The organism is Prevotella melaninogenica, assembly GCF_003609775.1.
Taxonomy (GTDB): Bacteria; Bacteroidota; Bacteroidia; order Bacteroidales; family Bacteroidaceae; genus Prevotella; species Prevotella melaninogenica_A.
In genome coordinates, this window is record NZ_AP018049.1 from 500,643 (window position 1) to 516,663 (window position 16,021).

The following is a 16,021-nucleotide window of genomic DNA, read 5'->3' on the forward strand; positions in this document are numbered from 1 at the left end:
AAGCACTCAAATAAATAAAGAAGAAATGTTCCTTACTAAAAGGTTTTATTTTATATTAGTAAGCCTTACCCTGCTCGCAGGATTTGGTTATGTATATCCACAGCTTTTCATGGGGGCAAAGATACTTTTGTTTATCTTTGCTGCTATGGTTGTGGTGGATGCTGTTATGCTCTATCATCGCCGTGGAATAACAGCGAAGCGAACCTGCTCAGAACGTTTCTCTAATGGTGATAAGAATATTGTCAAGATAAGTCTGGAAAGTAAGTACTCCTTCCCTGTATGGTTGACAGTTATAGATGAGGCTCCAGAGGTGTTCCAACGGAGAGATATTAGCTATAAGAGTCAGCTAACAGCGATGGGAAAGAATACTATTCGTTATACGCTCAGACCAATGAAGCGTGGCGTCTACTCCTTTGGTAAGATTCGTTGTTTCACACGTACTGTCTTGGGACTTGTCGAACGTCGTTATACTTTGGGCAACGCAGAAGACGTAAAGGTCTATCCTTCTTATATGATGCTCAATCGCTATGAGCTTCTTGCGATAAGCAATAATCTCACGGAGATGGGTATAAAGCGTATTCGTCGAGCAGGTAACAACACTGAGTTTGAACAGATAAAAGACTATGTGAAAGGCGATGAATACCGAAGTATAAACTGGAAGGCAAGTGCACGTCGCAATCAGCTGATGGTGAATGTCTATCGTGACGAACGTTCTCAGCAGATATTTTCGGTTATTGATAAGGGGCGTGTTATGCAGCAATCGTTCCAAGGAATGACGCTTCTGGACTATAGTATCAATGCTTCTTTGGTGTTGTCCTACGTTGCTATGCACCGTGATGATAAGGCAGGCTTGATAACCTTTGCTGATAAAATGGACACGTTCGTTGCTCCTTCGAAGCAAACAGGTCAGATGCAACTTCTTTTAGAGTCACTTTATGCACAGGAAACAAAGTTTGGTGAAAGTGATTTTAGTGGTTTGTGTGCTAATGTACATAAACAAGTTAGCAAGCGTAGTTTATTTGTTATTTACACAAACTTCTCTGGTATGACAGCTCTCAATCGTCAGTTGGCTTACTTGAAGTTGCTTAGTCAATGGCATCGTGTACTCGTTGTCTTTTTTGAAGATGCAGAAATGAATGATTATATTCGTTCTCCAAAGCACTCAACAGAGGAATATTACCAGCATGTTATTGCTGAGAAGTTTGCTAATGAAAAGCGTTTGATAGTATCAACACTGCGTCAGCATGGTATCTATAGTGTTTTGACAACGCCAGACAAACTCAGTATTGATGTTATCAATAAATACCTGGAAATGAAGCAAAGACAAATCTTAACATAGTAAGTCTTACTTATTTCCTAACAAATAATGTAAGGTTCACTCCTGCAATACCTAAAACTAATGGGCTGATATCCGATTGTGGATTTCAGCCTTTATTGTTGTTATACATAGATGAGGTGCGATATGTGCTTGATATTTGGCTCATGTTTGATAGATTATAGTGGGCTCTTCTGTTAAAGTGTAGATGCTTTTCGTATAGCTTTAACGAAAGAACCGAACGTACTCATTAAACAAAAATAGACCTAAGACCCTCAATGCTCTATTCTATTATCATCCCCTGACATAAAAACTTTTCATTTTAATACTTCGAAAATCCGTAAACAAGGTTGTGAAAAATAATTACATAATTTCAAATAGAATACCTACAAACAAGGATAAAAATACGTATTAAAAGTAGGTTTGTAACCATCAATGAATCAATTAGTTATAAAGTGGCAATGTAAAAGGTGCCTAATTGGACTTCAAAAGGGCGTTAGTTAGACTCTAAAAGGGCATCTATTGCAAGTCAATTAGGCGTCTTTTAGAAGCCTAAAGAGCATATACTGGTTTTGAGTCGCATGAAAATAGTTTACAATAGTCAATGTTATGGGAATAATTTGTTTGTATAAGACGCATACTTCTTATACCAACTTACATTTGTCTTGTATTTTATCTTTCTTTGTTAGGTTAACTAATTTGGGTTAAAATCACTATTAATGGGTATTGTGTTATAATGGTGTTTTTTATAATTTTGCACTCAATTAGAAATTAATATAAACAGAATCAGTAATATGAGAATTAAAACTTTATTTCTTTCGCTTGCTGTTACACTGTTAGCTTCCATGAGCGCACTCTCTGCCTCTGCTGCTGACTATGTGAAAGTAAGTGACAAAGATGGCAAAGACACTTATTTTGCTCTGTCTGAGAAACCTACTGTTACTTTCACTTCCACCGCTATGATTTTGACTGCTGGAAGCCAAACAGTAGAGTATCCTCTGACAGATTTTCGTGCTTTTGCCTTTGCCGACCAACCAACAGGTATTGGAACGCTGGATGTAGAAAGCAACAATGCTGTCTTTTCTTTTGGTAACTCCTTGAAGGGAGAAGGGCTGAAAGCAGGTAGTCAAGTAGCTGTTTACACAATCAACGGACAGTTGGTAGGTCGTGCCACCGTAAGCCAGAACGGTTCTGTTGAGATTCCTCTCGACGGACAGACAGGCGTTTTTGTAGTTAAATCATTATCTAAGACATTTAAATTCATACGTAAATGAAAAAGTTCTTTACTTTAGTAATCGTATCTTTATTGAGTGCACTCGCAGTACAAGCACAGTCATTAAAGGTAACCAAGACAGATGGTAGCGTTGTAACTTATAACGCATCTGATATTTCAAAGATTGAGTTCTTACCAAGTGAGTCGGCCTCACAACCAAAGTTGATACACGAGTTTACAGGCTATCTGACTGTAAAGAATAGAGTACTCGACAATGTTCGTTTTGACACTGGAACTAAGATTAAGGTGTTGCAGGACGGTACTAAGTTCCTTGCTGAATTCTCTGACGCTCAGTGGGGTACTGGTTCTTTCGTGATAACAATGAATAAGCACGCAATTAACGGTACTGGTAAGATAAAGATTGCTAACCCAAGAGCTGGCGGTGCAGTGGAGGAATATGATGCAACAATGAGTGGTTCGATGAAAGAACTCAAGATTAGTGTTCCATCACTTATGGGTGGTACTGATATTACTTGGCATTATAATGAGGCGTCAGCAGCGTCAAAGGTGGCAGGAAATTATTCTGGTACGACATCATTGAAGGTTGGTCCAACTATGGGTCCTTTCGTTTCAGCCACTGTTGGTTATACGATTACTGCTAATAATGATGGTACTATCAATGTGACAGCATCTGAAGAGAAGTACACAGGTGTTACAATGATGCAGAACTTGACATTAGGAACATATACCGTAAAGAATCTTGCTTACGACAAGGCAACCAATAGTTTTAGTCGTGACTATAGTAAAGACGGTATCAAAGTACACTTTAAAGCGACTGGTGGTATGATGGAAAGGGATGAAAATTACGAGTTTGGAGAAACAAGTAAGATGACCGTTACACTTGCTGAGGATGGTACATTGACCATAACTAATAATTATAAGGTAGGCAGAATGCCATTCCCAATCTCTGCAACATATACTGGCAAGAAGGCTAAGTAAAACGTTATACGCTCATGCACAGAGTATTTCGCCCTATTTCTATCCTTGCAGGCTGTGCCATCATGATGTTGGTAACAGCCTGCAACGGCATTTTTGAAGATATATATGATGAGGCACCAGCCACTGCAAGTGTGACAACGGAAGGTCAACTCCTTGTTAATGCCGCCAGTTGGAAGGATTGGTATTATGTTGACTTTGATTCTTTGCAGATGTATATCGAGCGCAAGGATACTGCTGGTTTGCTAAAGGCACAGACTAACTTCACGCATTATGCCATTCCAACGAGTCTGACATCGGGTAGTAATGATGGAAAGACAGGTTTATATACTTACTGGTTTGATGTTTTCGGGAAAGGTATTTCGGTAAATGAAAAGCGTGGCTTTACAGCTACTGATGCACAGCCTGAACCTCAGTCATGGAGCTTAGCCTTCCATCGTAACAATGTAAGAACAAACGGTGGGGCAGTACTTGAAACAAAGTACACTTCCATGAATGACATCCCGAAGAATAGTTCTTCCTTCTTGGGAGCAACATTTCAAGAAGATGAATGGACAGAGAACGAGGTTTGGGAAGACCAGTCGCAGATGCTCTCGAGCCTAATAGGGTGTCAAGGGATAAAAATTAATAAGGTCCTTTCTTCTTGGTTGAAGATCGAAATTCCCCCAATGCCTCCGGCTTTTACCATGAACAATCATGTCTTTATTCTTCGTCTGAAGAATGGTAAGTATGCTGCTTTGCAGTTGGAGAACTATATTGGTGCCGATGGAACCAAATGTTGGTTGAGAATCAATTATAAATATCCATATTAAACAGAACACAAAACCTTTTTGCAATCGGTTCTTTTGAAGAATAGAGATAAGGTTATGAGATTTTTTGATTGGTTATGAAAGGAAAAACCATTATACTGTCAGCATTTGTCTGTCTACTTCCTACAACGATGTTGGCGGATGAGTTGCCTGATTCTATTTATAAATCCTTAGAGTTAGAACAGGTTGTAGTGACGGGAACACGCACACCGAAACTGCTTGCCAAAACTCCTGTGTTGACGAAACTCATCACAGCTGATGATATCATGAAGACTGATGCCACCAATCTGCGTGATGTTTTGCAGCAGGTAATACCAGGTATTGAGTTCTCATACGCTATGAATCAGCAGGTACACATGAACTTCTCTGGCTTTGGTGGACAGAGTATGTTGATTCTTGTAGATGGTGAACGCCTTGCTGGTGAGACGATGGACGATGTCGATTTTACTCGTATCGGTATGGATAATGTTGACCATATCGAGATTGTGAAAGGTGCTGCTTCAGCTCTTTATGGCTCTAATGCTGCTGGTGGAGTTATCAATATCATCACCAAAAAAAAGCCAAATCCATGTGCACTTAACCTTAACATGCGCTTTGGTCGCCACAACGAGCAACGTTATGGTATGTCATGGCAATACGCAAGAGGTAAGTGGAACAATCTGTTTACAGTTAATAGGAATAGTTCTGACAACTTTAATGTACACAATGGACCCAATCCAATTACGCGAGTAGTTTCAACTATCTATGGTGATGCTGTTTGGAACTTTAAGGAACAACTTACTTTTAGGTTGAATGAAAAGTTTCGTTTGACAGGGCGTGCAGGCTATTTCTATCGCCAGTTGGTACGTACATCAGAGGTCCCAGAACGCTATCGTGACTTTTCGGGTGGTCTTCGTGGAATGTGGACACCAGACCTTGTCAATAGTGTTGACTTCTCCTATGCTTTTGATCAGTATGATAAGTCAGACTATCAGCGTATCACTCGCCTTGATATACGCGATTATTCAAATGTACAGAATAGTATTCGCTTACTTTATAATCACACTTTTGAGGGAGATAACGTCCTTTCTGTAGGTGCAGATTATATGCATGATTATCTCTTTAACACCAACTTAGAGGGACGAATCCGTAAGCAGGACTCTTTCGATGCCTTTGCACAATACGACTGGAATATCAGTCCAAAGTGGGAGGTTGTGGGTGCCTTGCGTTACGACTACTTCTCAGATGGACGCATCTCACGCTTGACTCCGAAGGTAAGCGCACGTTATCAGCCAATTCATAACTTGAATGTTCGTTTCAGTTATGGTATGGGTTTCCGTGCTCCTACATTGAAAGAGAAGTACTATAACTTTGATATGTCGGGTATATGGATTGTCGAAGGCAACCCTTCTTTGAAGCCAGAGGTAAGCCAAAACTTTAATGCTTCGGTTGATTATACTAAGGGACGCTATAACTTTACAGTAAGTGCTTATTGCAACAGAATTGAAAACAAGATTGCAACTGGTGCACCTTACTATAAGAATCCATCAGACATTATCCCACGTCTTCCTTATCTTAACTTGGATAACTATATAGTTAGTGGTGGAGAAGCTACGGCACAAGCACGTTGGACAAATGGTCTTACAGCTCGTTTAAGCTATGCTTATACCCATGAACGCCTACCAAAAGACAAGAATAGTAACTCTGTAAACAATCAGTATATACCTGCGCGTAAACACTCTATGACAGGTCATATAGATTGGGACCATCAGTGGACGAAGAACTATGGAACGAACATCGGACTTGATGGACGTTTCCTCTCTGCTGTTGACAATGAAGAGTTTGTTGATTACTATGACATCTCTAAGGGTATAAAAACGATTCATTACCCAGCATACGCACTCTTTAAGCTCTCCTTGGTGCAGCGCATTGCAAAGGGCGTGAAGGTAAGTGTAATTCTTGATAACATTTTTAATTATAAACCAGAATATTATTATTTGAATTGTCCATTGACTGACGGAACAAATCTTATGATTGGAATGTCTGTTGATGTTGATAAACTATTTTAAAGCTCTCAATACCTTTTTAATTTATGGGAAATAGTAAAATCTATTTATGGCGAACACTCGCCTCGTTTATCCTTGTGTTGTTCACGATGCCTTTGGGTCATGCTCTTATGATTATGATGGAAAAGACCATGACTACAGAAGCTGTGCATTATGCTGGCTTTGCTATGGGATTCGTAGGATTGGTAATGGTAATTATCGGTGTGTTTGTCAAAGGTGATACTCGTCAGACACTCTGGGGACTTATAGGTGGTCTGCTTTTCTGGACCGGCTGGGTGGAGTTTCTCTTTCAATATTACGCTCACCGCTTTGGTGTACAACCAGAGATTGAAAACGGAGAGATTGTAACGAAGCCAGAGTATTTGATTCTACCAGCTTCTTTTGGTTTCTGGATGATGATGATGACAATGTATATTTTTAGTACACGAAACGGTTGTAACTTTATCACATGGATTCAGAAACGACTTTTTGGAAAGCGTAAGAATGAGATTGCTTTTCAGCCAATGACTCGCCATACATCTATTGTTACCTTTATGGAGGTGAACATGATTCTTTGGGCTTCTTATCTTTTGCTGATGTTCTGCTATGATAAGAACTTCCTTGGCGACCATCATCCAGTGACCTTCTTAGTGGGTATAGGCTGTTTTATCGGTGCACTTTATATGTTTAAGAAGCAGCTTTACATTGCTTCATGGGGTGCAAATATCCGTATGGCAATCGCTACTGTAATCGTATTCTGGACTCCAGTAGAGATTCTCGGACGTATTAATTTCTTTAAGGAGTTCTGGGTTCACCCACAAGAATATGCTGTACAGCTACTTTGTATCTTGGCTGCTTTCATCTTATTGATGGGTTATATGTGGCTGAAAGGTTCTAAGAAAAAGCATAGTGCTAAGTAAATATAATGGCTTTGATAGGAGAAATGCTATAATGTAGCCTATTTGTAGAAAGAGCTACGTATAAATTTAAGATTACTTGTCAGCAACTTTAAGGTTGTCAGCAAGTAATCTTTTTTTATTTATATAAGTGCTTCTTAGTAGCAGGTAAAGGTCTGTAAAACGGTGTTTTATATGAGCTATGTATGGGAAAGAAGTCTTTGTAAGGTTGGAAGGTAGTATTTATTATCTCTAATAAGGTTCTAATAGATTAGTTCTTACTGCTTTAAATCAATGTGCTGATGGTTCGCACATGTGGTGCTAAGGCTTCGCACATGTGGTGCGGAGTACTAACACCAATTGTGCTAAGCGTCAAATATAGGGTAGTAGCTCATAGAGTAGAGTTGTGTTTACCATATTTTAGAAGCGAGTTGTATATCTGAAAGCAGTTAATACTTATTTGATTAAAAGGCTGTTTGCCTTTCAAAGATGATAGAATTAGATAGAATGATGAGGGTATGTAATTACTTAAAATCGGTTAAGATATATGCTTGTGACTTTCTTCGACTGTTTGTTCTTTGTTTTATCGTATTTTTTTCGTATTTTTGTAGCAGCAATATAATTAAAAACTATGAATAAATTATTTTTATCCCTTTGTTTGTTGTTGGTCAGCTTTGCAGCGTCTGCACAAGAACGTCTGCCTAAAGTGATTCTTAAAGACATAGAAGGAAGAACCGTACAAACCGACACTATTTCTAACAATGGCAAGCCTATTATCATAGCTTTCTTTGCTACTTGGTGTAAGCCTTGCAACCGTGAACTCACAAGCATTGATGAAGTTTATGACGATTGGCAGCAAGAAACGGGTGTTCGACTCATTGCTGTGTCTATCGATCAGGCGCAGAATGTCAATAAGGTGAAGCCGATGGTTGACCAGAATGGCTGGCGTTATGATGTTTTACTTGATCCTAACGGCGAGTTACGTCGTTCGTTGGGTATTCAGTCTGTACCTTATACCGTGTTGCTTGACGGACAGGGCAAGATAGTTTACAAGCACAATGGCTATACCGATGGTGCTGAAGTAGAGCTATATAAAAAAGTGAAAGAAGTAGCAGGCAAGTAATTCTATGAAAAGATGGATGATGATAGGACTGCTCATCGGTATGGGTAGTACTTCTCTTTGTGCACAAGAGGAATCCGATAAACTACGCCTTTCTGGAAGCATTCAGAGCGATATGCTGTTGGCTCAAAAGGACAGTACGACAGGTGCTGAGGCTACAGATGGTCGTTTCTTGACAAATACTTATGTCGACTTGAAGCTATCGAGTCGTTATGTTGAGGCTGGTGCACGACTGGAGTATTTGAAGCATCCGCTTCCAGGATTCGAGAACGATTTCAAAGGTTGGGGTGTCCCATACGCTTATTTGAAAGGTCGTTACAAGAATGCGGAGCTTACCTTGGGTAGCTTCTATGAGCAGTTCGGCTCTGGATTCATCCTACGTTCTTACGAAGAGCGTAGCTTGGGTATTGATAATTCTCTACAAGGTGCACGATTAAACTATCGTCCTTGGGCTGGAGTTGCGGTGAAGATGTTGACTGGTCGTCAACGTCGATATTGGAATCACAATAAGAGTTGGATGACAGGAGCTGATGTTGAATGGAATATTGACGAGTTGTTTAAAACTCTTCAACAGAATAATACGTATATAACCTTAGGTGCTTCCTATCTTAATAAACATGAGAGAGACGAGGTGATAATGGTTGATCCAACTCATCGTTTGCGTCTTCCGCTTAATGTTAATGCCTTTGATGTTCGCTTACGAGTGCAGCATCGTGCTTTTAATGTATTGGCAGAGATGGCAATGAAGTCGCAAGATCCCTCTCATGATAATGGTTACATCTATCGTAATGGTTACGTTGCAATGCTTTCGGGTTCCTATTCAAAGCGCGGAATGAGTCTGCTTTTGCAGGCAAAACGCAGTACGAATATGGGCTTCCGCAGTCGTAGAGGAATGGAGGGAATCTCTTCTTTTGTCAATCATCTGCCCCCATTTACGATGGAACATACCTATACATTGGCTGCTCTCTATCCTTACGCGACCCGTCCTGATGGTGAGTGGGCTTATCAAGCAGCAGCTGCCTATACCTTCCCTAAGGGTTCAACGATAGGTGGTAAGTATGGTACGACAGCGAAAGTGAACTTCTCACATGTACACTCTGTACGTAAGAATGGTGCAGGAGAAATTGGAACAGATGGCTATGGTAGTCCGTTCTGGGCGTGGGGAGATGATACCTACTATCAAGATATAGACTTTCAGGTAGAGAAGCGAATTGCTAAAGACACGAAACTCAATCTTATGTATATGTATCAGCGTTACAATCAGACGCTACTTGAAGGACATGGAGGAATGCTTAATTCGCATATCTTTGTGGCAGATGTCAAACAAAAGCTTGCGTCTAACACAACATTGCGTGTGGAAGGGCAGTATCTTGCTTCGAAAGACGGCGACAAGGACTGGTTGTTTGGACTGGCTGAGCTGTCGCTTGCACCGCATTGGATGTTTACATTGAGTGACCTTTATAATGTTGGTAATACTCGGGTGCATTACTACCAAGGCTATGTAACCTATAGCGGTGGTGCCCATCGCTTGCAATTAGGCTATGGTCGTACCCGTGCAGGCTTTAACTGTTCGGGTGGTGTATGTCGTTATATCCCTGCAACAAAGGGTTTGACACTCTCTTATAATTATAACTTCTGATAGAAATGAAAAGTTTTTATATATGTCTTTTGGCTGCAGTCGCCTTTCTGACAGGCTGCGATTCGGTTGGATCTGACGAGCGACTGATAGAGATTCCGGCTGCTACTGTTCAGCGTAATGTGCTGATAGAGGACTTTACAGGACAGCGTTGCATCTTCTGTCCAGCTGCTTCTGATGCTATAACAGAGCTGCAAAAGCTTTATGGTGCAGACAAACTGATTGCCGTTGCCTTTCATGCTGGTCCGCTCTCAGTCAAGAGTGGAAGTGGGTTTGTGGGTCTACGCACTGATGTCGGAGATACTTATTACAAGTATTGGGCAGTTCCAAATGTACCAAAAGCCATTATCAATCGTCGTGGAGGTGTACTTGCTAAAGATGCTTGGGCAGGACGTATCTATGATGAGTTCGCTCAGACAACAACAGTCTATATAGATCTTAAATGTCAGTATGAGGCTGCTACACGGCAGGTTGAGATTGAAAGTGACTTGAAGACCTTAGCAGAAGATGTGAAAGGGAAGCTACAGCTATGGTTAGTTGAGGATAGCATCGTTGCTCCACAGATGTTCCCAAACAATAAAGTGGAGAAAGAATATGTGCATAATCACGTGTTCCGTGCAGCTATTAATGGGGAATGGGGCACAGAGTTAACGCTCTCTACAAAGAGTGTTCATAAGGAGAAGACAACATACACACTTCCTGAAGGAATCCAACCAAGCAAGGCATGGATCGTAGGTTTCTTCTATAACGAAAGCGGAGTACTGCAAGCTGTGCGCCAAAAGGTTACGCTTTGATAAACGAATGAAAATCAATTAAGAATATTAATATTAAAAATAAGAATATGAAATTACGTTTACTCGTTTTTGTTGGTCTATTGACCAGTCTTTTTGTTAGTGCACAAGCACAGACAAGTTCTAATGATGTTGCTTTCCTCGATGAGCAGGGCAGGGTTATTCCTAACGGTACAGTAGTTGTCTTGAATAAGGCTGTTCCATCCGAATTTCCTTTTGAAGGGAATAAAATAGTAGGAAAAGTGCATCTTCAAAACAAGTCGGATAAGCCTTTAAATGTTTCCCTTTCCTATATCATTAACAATATAGATGAAGGCGAAGTGCAGGTTTGTGCGTTTGAAAAGTGTACTAATAATTCAGAAATAGGTAGTTACGAGGTAGGTGATAAGCTTTTTTCTGTAGGTTCAGACAAGGAAGCTATTGACATAGAACACTTTTATGGAGAAATTGAGAACTGCTCAATAACGCTTAAACTTAAAGTAAAAGAATTTGGTTCTGAGCAAGAGAAGGACGGCCCATCGATTATAGTTAAGTTTGATACTAACGCTACAAGCATTGCTTCGGTAGCATCACAGAAGGGCGTTTCGTTTGATGTTTACAATACTCAGGGTGTGTTGTTGCACAAGCAGCTCACGTCTTTGTCAAATCTTCCTAAGGGTATTTACATTGTGAAGCAGAAGGGTATTGCTTCTACAAAGAAGTACGTTGTTCGCTAAACAAACACCTTTAATAACCATAATCTGATATGTTAAGTAAGTTTTATATACAGTTTCTTACGTTCATCGCAGTCATCTGTTATGCGGTAAACGTTAATGCACAAGGCCATAGTCTTATTGCTGCTGCAGGGCAGAAGGTATATGTACCTCTCTCGGCAAAGACAGTAAAGGGGAGAATGACAGTTTCTAATTATGGTAGAACTGTTGTACGAAACTTTGACTATACACTTTCTTTTAATGGGCAGGAAATAGATTCAAAGCACTATGTTCTGCCCCAAGCGTTGAATCGTTATGATGATACTACGATAGAAGTTGATGTCCCACCATATACAGAAATAGGTGAAGATGATCTGATATTTACGATTACGAAAGTAAATGGAGAGCGGAATAATGCTACGATCAACTATGCAACGCTTCCGCGAGTAACTGTTACTAAGGTTCCTCACAGGAAAGTTGTTGTTGAAGAGTACACTGGAATGTGGTGCCAATACTGTCCACGTGGTATAGCATTAATGGAGAATCTTGCACATAAGTATGGTGATGATTTCATTGGTATTGCTATCCATACGGGACGTGGTTATGAGCCATTAAACTGTGAGGACTATGCCTGGAAGGCGGCAGAATATAAGAGTCGCCCTTCATTGACCATGAATAGAGACCTAACGCTTGGTTCTTATATGGCACAGACTGAGTTTGAAACAGAACGTTCAAAAGGTGCTTATATGGATATAGAGGTGTCAGCAATGTGGGACAAGGAGAAGAATAATATCACAGTGACTCCCAGTGTAACCTTCCGACTGGACCGAGAAGAAGCTCCTTATGGCTTCGCTTATGTTCTGACAGAGGATGGAATGTCAAGCCGCTACTGGAAACAAGCTAACTATTATACTGGACGCACGGAGTATCGTGGCATATCAAAAGAACTCGATTATTTTGTCAATGCCCCTGGAACTATTTATAATCTTGAGAACAACTTTGTTGCTATTGCAGCAGATGGGGTGTCGTCTGCTCGAACAGGTCACCTTAAAGCACCGATTAAGGCTGATGAAACACAGAGTCACACGTATGTTTTTAAGAATATTAAAAGTAAGAATGTCATACAGAAGAAGGAAAATCTACGTGTCTGTGTCTTGCTGATTAATACAATTACAGGTAAAATAGAGAACGCTGCTAAGTGTAGTATTTCAGAATTTGGCACCACTGGAATATCTTCTGTTTCAGAAGGAACTCACACCGTTGATGAGGCAGAACGCTACACACTTGATGGTCGACGTATCACGACTCCACAAAAGGGAATCAACATAGTGAAGTACAGCGATGGTCGTGTGAGCAAAGAGGTGGTGACGGATTAGTACCCCTTGAATATTATATTTGTTTACGTATGAATAAAGATTTGACTGATTTGTATCAGCGTAAGGCAGAAGAGACGGGCAATATGCTCGTCTCTCTCCGTAGCCGTAGTCGGTTTTTCATCCTGACAGAAATCGGTTCTTTTTTAGTTGCCATTGGTTTTGTAGTCCTCTACACCTTATTGGCAGATTCAGCTTGGACACTTTTCTGTGCCTTAGCTGCATTATTGTTTTATCTTTACATTCGTCGTCGTGACGTGCTGAACGACCGAAAGATAAAGACGGCAGAGGCTCTGCAGCGAGTTTATCAGAATGAGATAGACTATCTAAATGGCAACTTCTCGGGCTTTGAAACTGGCGAACAATATGTTAATCCGCAACATCCTTATACCTTTGATATGGATGTTTTTGGAACTGGTTCACTGTTTCAAAGAATGAATCGCACTATCTCAACGGGTGGTAGTGACCAGTTGGCAGCTTGTCTATCTACGGAGTGGGGAAGTGCAAAGAGAGAGGAACTTGTTGGGCAAATACGTCAACGAATGGCTTCTGTTGACGAATTGGGGAAGGCTGAACTATTCTTGTCAGAATTCAAATCTTTAGGTGTAAAGGAACGAATCAATACGAAAGAAGTGTTGAAAGCATTAACGGATGTTCACCGCCAAAGCTTTCCAAAGTTTTTTCATAGCTCTCTTTTACGTTATTTCTGTTATGCTGATTTACTCGGTTTCTATGTGAGTATTGTGCTTTCCATTGTGGGATTGGTTCCTTTCCTATTGCCTGTATGGTGGGGAATATTTAACTTTATGTTCTCTTTTCTTTGTGGGCATAAGCACATGCCTGTCATTTCTGAGCTGATAGCAAAGGTACATACGCAGGTAGATGGCTACTTACGTGTATTGAAATTGGTCAATAAGACTGAGTTTAAGTCTGCCGAACTACAAGCTTTGAAAAAGAAACTTGCGGGTGCAGAGGAGTCTTTCGAACAGTTAGAACTTATCTTACAAAAGATAGATAACAGAAGTAATGAGGTGGGTGTCTTTGTCTTTAATAGCTTTGCTTTGATTGATATTGCAATCGTAAGACTCTTCCTTCGTTGGCAACATACGTATGAGCAGCGTACGAACGAGTGGATAGATAGTCTGAATCTCTTTGACGCTTTGGTGTCAATGGGTAATTATCGACTGAATGAAGATAGGGCAGTACAGGCAGAAATCAGCGAGGAGAATAAGGTAGTTTACGAGGCGAAAAATCTTTATCATCCGTTCCTCGGTGAGAAGGCTGTTGCAAACGACTTCACAATCCACAACCATGAGTATTATATTGTTACGGGTGCGAATATGGCAGGTAAGAGTACCTTCCTACGCTCGTTGGGTATTAATTACCTCTTAGCGATGAATGGTTTGCCTGTTTTTGCTGAACACTTGAAGGTTTCAGTGTTCCATTTATTTACGAGTATGCGCACGACGGACGACCTTACCCATGGTATTTCTTATTTCAATGCAGAGCTACTTCGCTTGAAGAAGTTGTTAGGCTCGCTGCGTGATGACGTACCAAGTCTGATTATTTTGGACGAGATTTTGAAGGGAACAAACTCACTCGATAAGTTGAATGGCTCTCGTCTTTTCTTACAATATATCGCTGAACGCAATGTAACAGGCGTTATTGCTACTCACGACCTTGAACTTTCAAAGATGGAAGAGGAATACGCAGGGCGTTTTCATAATTATTGTTTTGAGATAGAGTTAGGCGAGGATATCACTTATTCGTATAAGATTACAAAGGGAGTAGCACGTAATCAGAATGCTACATTCTTGTTGAAAGGAATCTTAAACCCCAATCGTATTTGAGTGATAACCCTTTCAGATCGTAGTTTAAACGCTTTTTTACTTAGAAATTTATTTACAATCCAATAGCCGTTTTTACCTTATTTTTAAGGTAAAAACGGCTGTTTTTGTTTCCTTTATAAGTATCATGTATTCAGATAGTTACAAAGTAGTAAGGTAAAAGGTGCTTAATTGGACTTCAAAAGGGCGTTACTTAGACTCCAAAAGGGCATCTTTTGCAAGTCAATTAGGCGTCTTTTAGGAGCCAAAAGAGCATGTATTAGTTTTGAGTTGTGTGAAAATAGTTTACAATACCGACTAATAAGCAGATAAGTTGTTTGTAGAAGATACCATCTTAGTTCATGTTCTCTGGTGAGAGGATAAAGCGTTCAATGACGTGTGCAACACCATCTTCTTCATTCGATAAGGTAACGAAGTCTGCCTCACGCTGAATGTCTTCTGCTGCATTGGCCATAGCAACACCAAGTCCGGCAAAGCGAATCATGCTAAGGTCGTTATAACCATCACCACAGGCAATAACCTCTTCACGGCTGATACCGAGCGATGAGATAAGACGGTCGAGAGAGCGCGCCTTGTCGATACCGAGTGGTACACATTCAAGGAAGAAGTCGGCAGAACGATAGACATCCATCTTTCCTTCCAACTCTTTGGCTAATCTCAACTCCAGTTCGTGGAGTGGAGTTGGGTCACCAACAATCAGGCATTTGTTGATAGGATAGACTAACTGATTGAGGAAATCATCATATTGCATGACAGGCATCTTATTGATAAAAGCCTCGTGTTGTACGTATTTGTCATCTTTGTTAGTAGCAGCAATGCCCTCACCTTGATAGGTTAGGATTTCCATTCCAGCTTTCTTTGCCTCTTGATAGAGGATAGGTACAAGCTGTTCGTCCAACTTCTGTTCAAAAAGAACTTCGTTGTTGGTGCAGTCGATAATTTTTCCTCCATTAAAGGCAAGGATATAACCACCACTTTCTTTCAGTTTCAATTCCTCAGCTAAAGGGACGATACCGTATGTAGGTCGTCCAGATGCCAAAACTACGTGTACTCCTGCAGCCTGTGCTTGCATGAGAGCTTGTTTTGTACGTGGGGTTATTTCCTTTTTATTATTGGTCAGTGTGCCGTCCAAATCGAGCACAATCATCTTATACTTCATATCGTTTTAATAATTTTTCCATTGTAATCTCCCTTGTGGGTGACGACTCATCATTATCAAGTAATATTAATCTATTTGCAAAGGTAAGGCTTTTTATGGATTAAAGACAGCGTTTTGATTGATATAAAACACTAACTTATAAAAGTGCAC

The 16,021-nt window shown here is 40.4% G+C and carries 13 protein-coding genes; 12 read left to right on the forward strand and 1 reads right to left on the reverse strand.

From position 1 onward, the window contains the following. Positions 1-25: 25 nt before the first annotated feature. The 12 genes from PMEL_RS01990 (at position 26) to PMEL_RS02045 (ending at position 14,715) form a co-directional block, all read left to right on the forward strand. On the forward strand, positions 26-1,339 hold the full coding sequence (locus tag PMEL_RS01990) for a DUF58 domain-containing protein (protein ID WP_120173724.1): 1,314 nt from the start codon (positions 26-28) through the stop codon (positions 1,337-1,339). Between the two features lie 770 nt (positions 1,340-2,109). Continuing rightward, on the forward strand, positions 2,110-2,589 hold the full coding sequence (locus PMEL_RS01995) for a T9SS C-terminal target domain-containing protein (protein ID WP_120173725.1): 480 nt from the start codon (positions 2,110-2,112) through the stop codon (positions 2,587-2,589). Then, positions 2,586-3,527, forward strand: coding sequence for a calycin-like domain-containing protein (locus tag PMEL_RS02000; protein ID WP_120173726.1), 942 nt, complete (start codon positions 2,586-2,588; stop codon positions 3,525-3,527). Before PMEL_RS01995 ends, PMEL_RS02000 begins: the two co-directional genes overlap by 4 nt. A 14-nt stretch (positions 3,528-3,541) precedes the next feature. Then, positions 3,542-4,336 (forward strand): HmuY family protein, encoded by a 795-nt coding sequence (locus PMEL_RS02005; RefSeq protein ID WP_120173727.1) that lies wholly within the window; start codon positions 3,542-3,544, stop codon positions 4,334-4,336. A 74-nt stretch (positions 4,337-4,410) separates the two neighbouring features. Beyond that, positions 4,411-6,381 carry a TonB-dependent receptor plug domain-containing protein gene (locus PMEL_RS02010; RefSeq protein WP_120173728.1) on the forward strand — a complete coding sequence of 657 codons (1,971 nt, stop codon included), beginning with the start codon at positions 4,411-4,413 and terminating at the stop codon, positions 6,379-6,381. Positions 6,382-6,404: 23 nt separating this feature from the next. After that, entirely contained in the window at positions 6,405-7,277 is an 873-nt protein-coding gene (locus PMEL_RS02015; protein WP_120173729.1) for a hypothetical protein, read from the forward strand. 607 nt (positions 7,278-7,884) lie between these two features. Then, positions 7,885-8,376, forward strand: coding sequence for a TlpA family protein disulfide reductase (locus PMEL_RS02020; RefSeq protein ID WP_120173730.1), 492 nt, complete (start codon positions 7,885-7,887; stop codon positions 8,374-8,376). Between the two features lie 4 nt (positions 8,377-8,380). Beyond that, positions 8,381-10,012: a DUF6029 family protein gene (locus PMEL_RS02025; RefSeq protein ID WP_120173731.1), complete on the forward strand. Its 1,632-nt coding sequence runs from the start codon at positions 8,381-8,383 to the stop codon at positions 10,010-10,012. A 5-nt stretch (positions 10,013-10,017) separates the two neighbouring features. Next, positions 10,018-10,803, forward strand: a complete 786-nt coding sequence (locus PMEL_RS02030; RefSeq protein WP_120173732.1) for an Omp28 family outer membrane lipoprotein — start codon at positions 10,018-10,020, stop codon at positions 10,801-10,803. 47 nt (positions 10,804-10,850) lie between these two features. Next, positions 10,851-11,516: a T9SS type A sorting domain-containing protein gene (locus tag PMEL_RS02035; RefSeq protein ID WP_120173733.1), complete on the forward strand. Its 666-nt coding sequence runs from the start codon at positions 10,851-10,853 to the stop codon at positions 11,514-11,516. A 29-nt stretch (positions 11,517-11,545) separates the two neighbouring features. Then, the gene (locus tag PMEL_RS02040) at positions 11,546-12,868 is read left to right on the forward strand and encodes a thioredoxin family protein (RefSeq protein ID WP_120173734.1); all 1,323 of its coding nucleotides are present in this window, start codon (positions 11,546-11,548) and stop codon (positions 12,866-12,868) included. Between the two features lie 29 nt (positions 12,869-12,897). Next, on the forward strand, positions 12,898-14,715 hold the full coding sequence (locus PMEL_RS02045; RefSeq protein WP_120173735.1) for a MutS-related protein: 1,818 nt from the start codon (positions 12,898-12,900) through the stop codon (positions 14,713-14,715). A 331-nt stretch (positions 14,716-15,046) separates the two neighbouring features. Here the strand turns inward: PMEL_RS02045 and PMEL_RS02050 are convergent, their stop codons facing one another. Then, entirely contained in the window at positions 15,047-15,871 is an 825-nt protein-coding gene (locus PMEL_RS02050) for a Cof-type HAD-IIB family hydrolase (protein ID WP_120173736.1), read from the reverse strand. Positions 15,872-16,021: the final 150 nt, after the last annotated feature.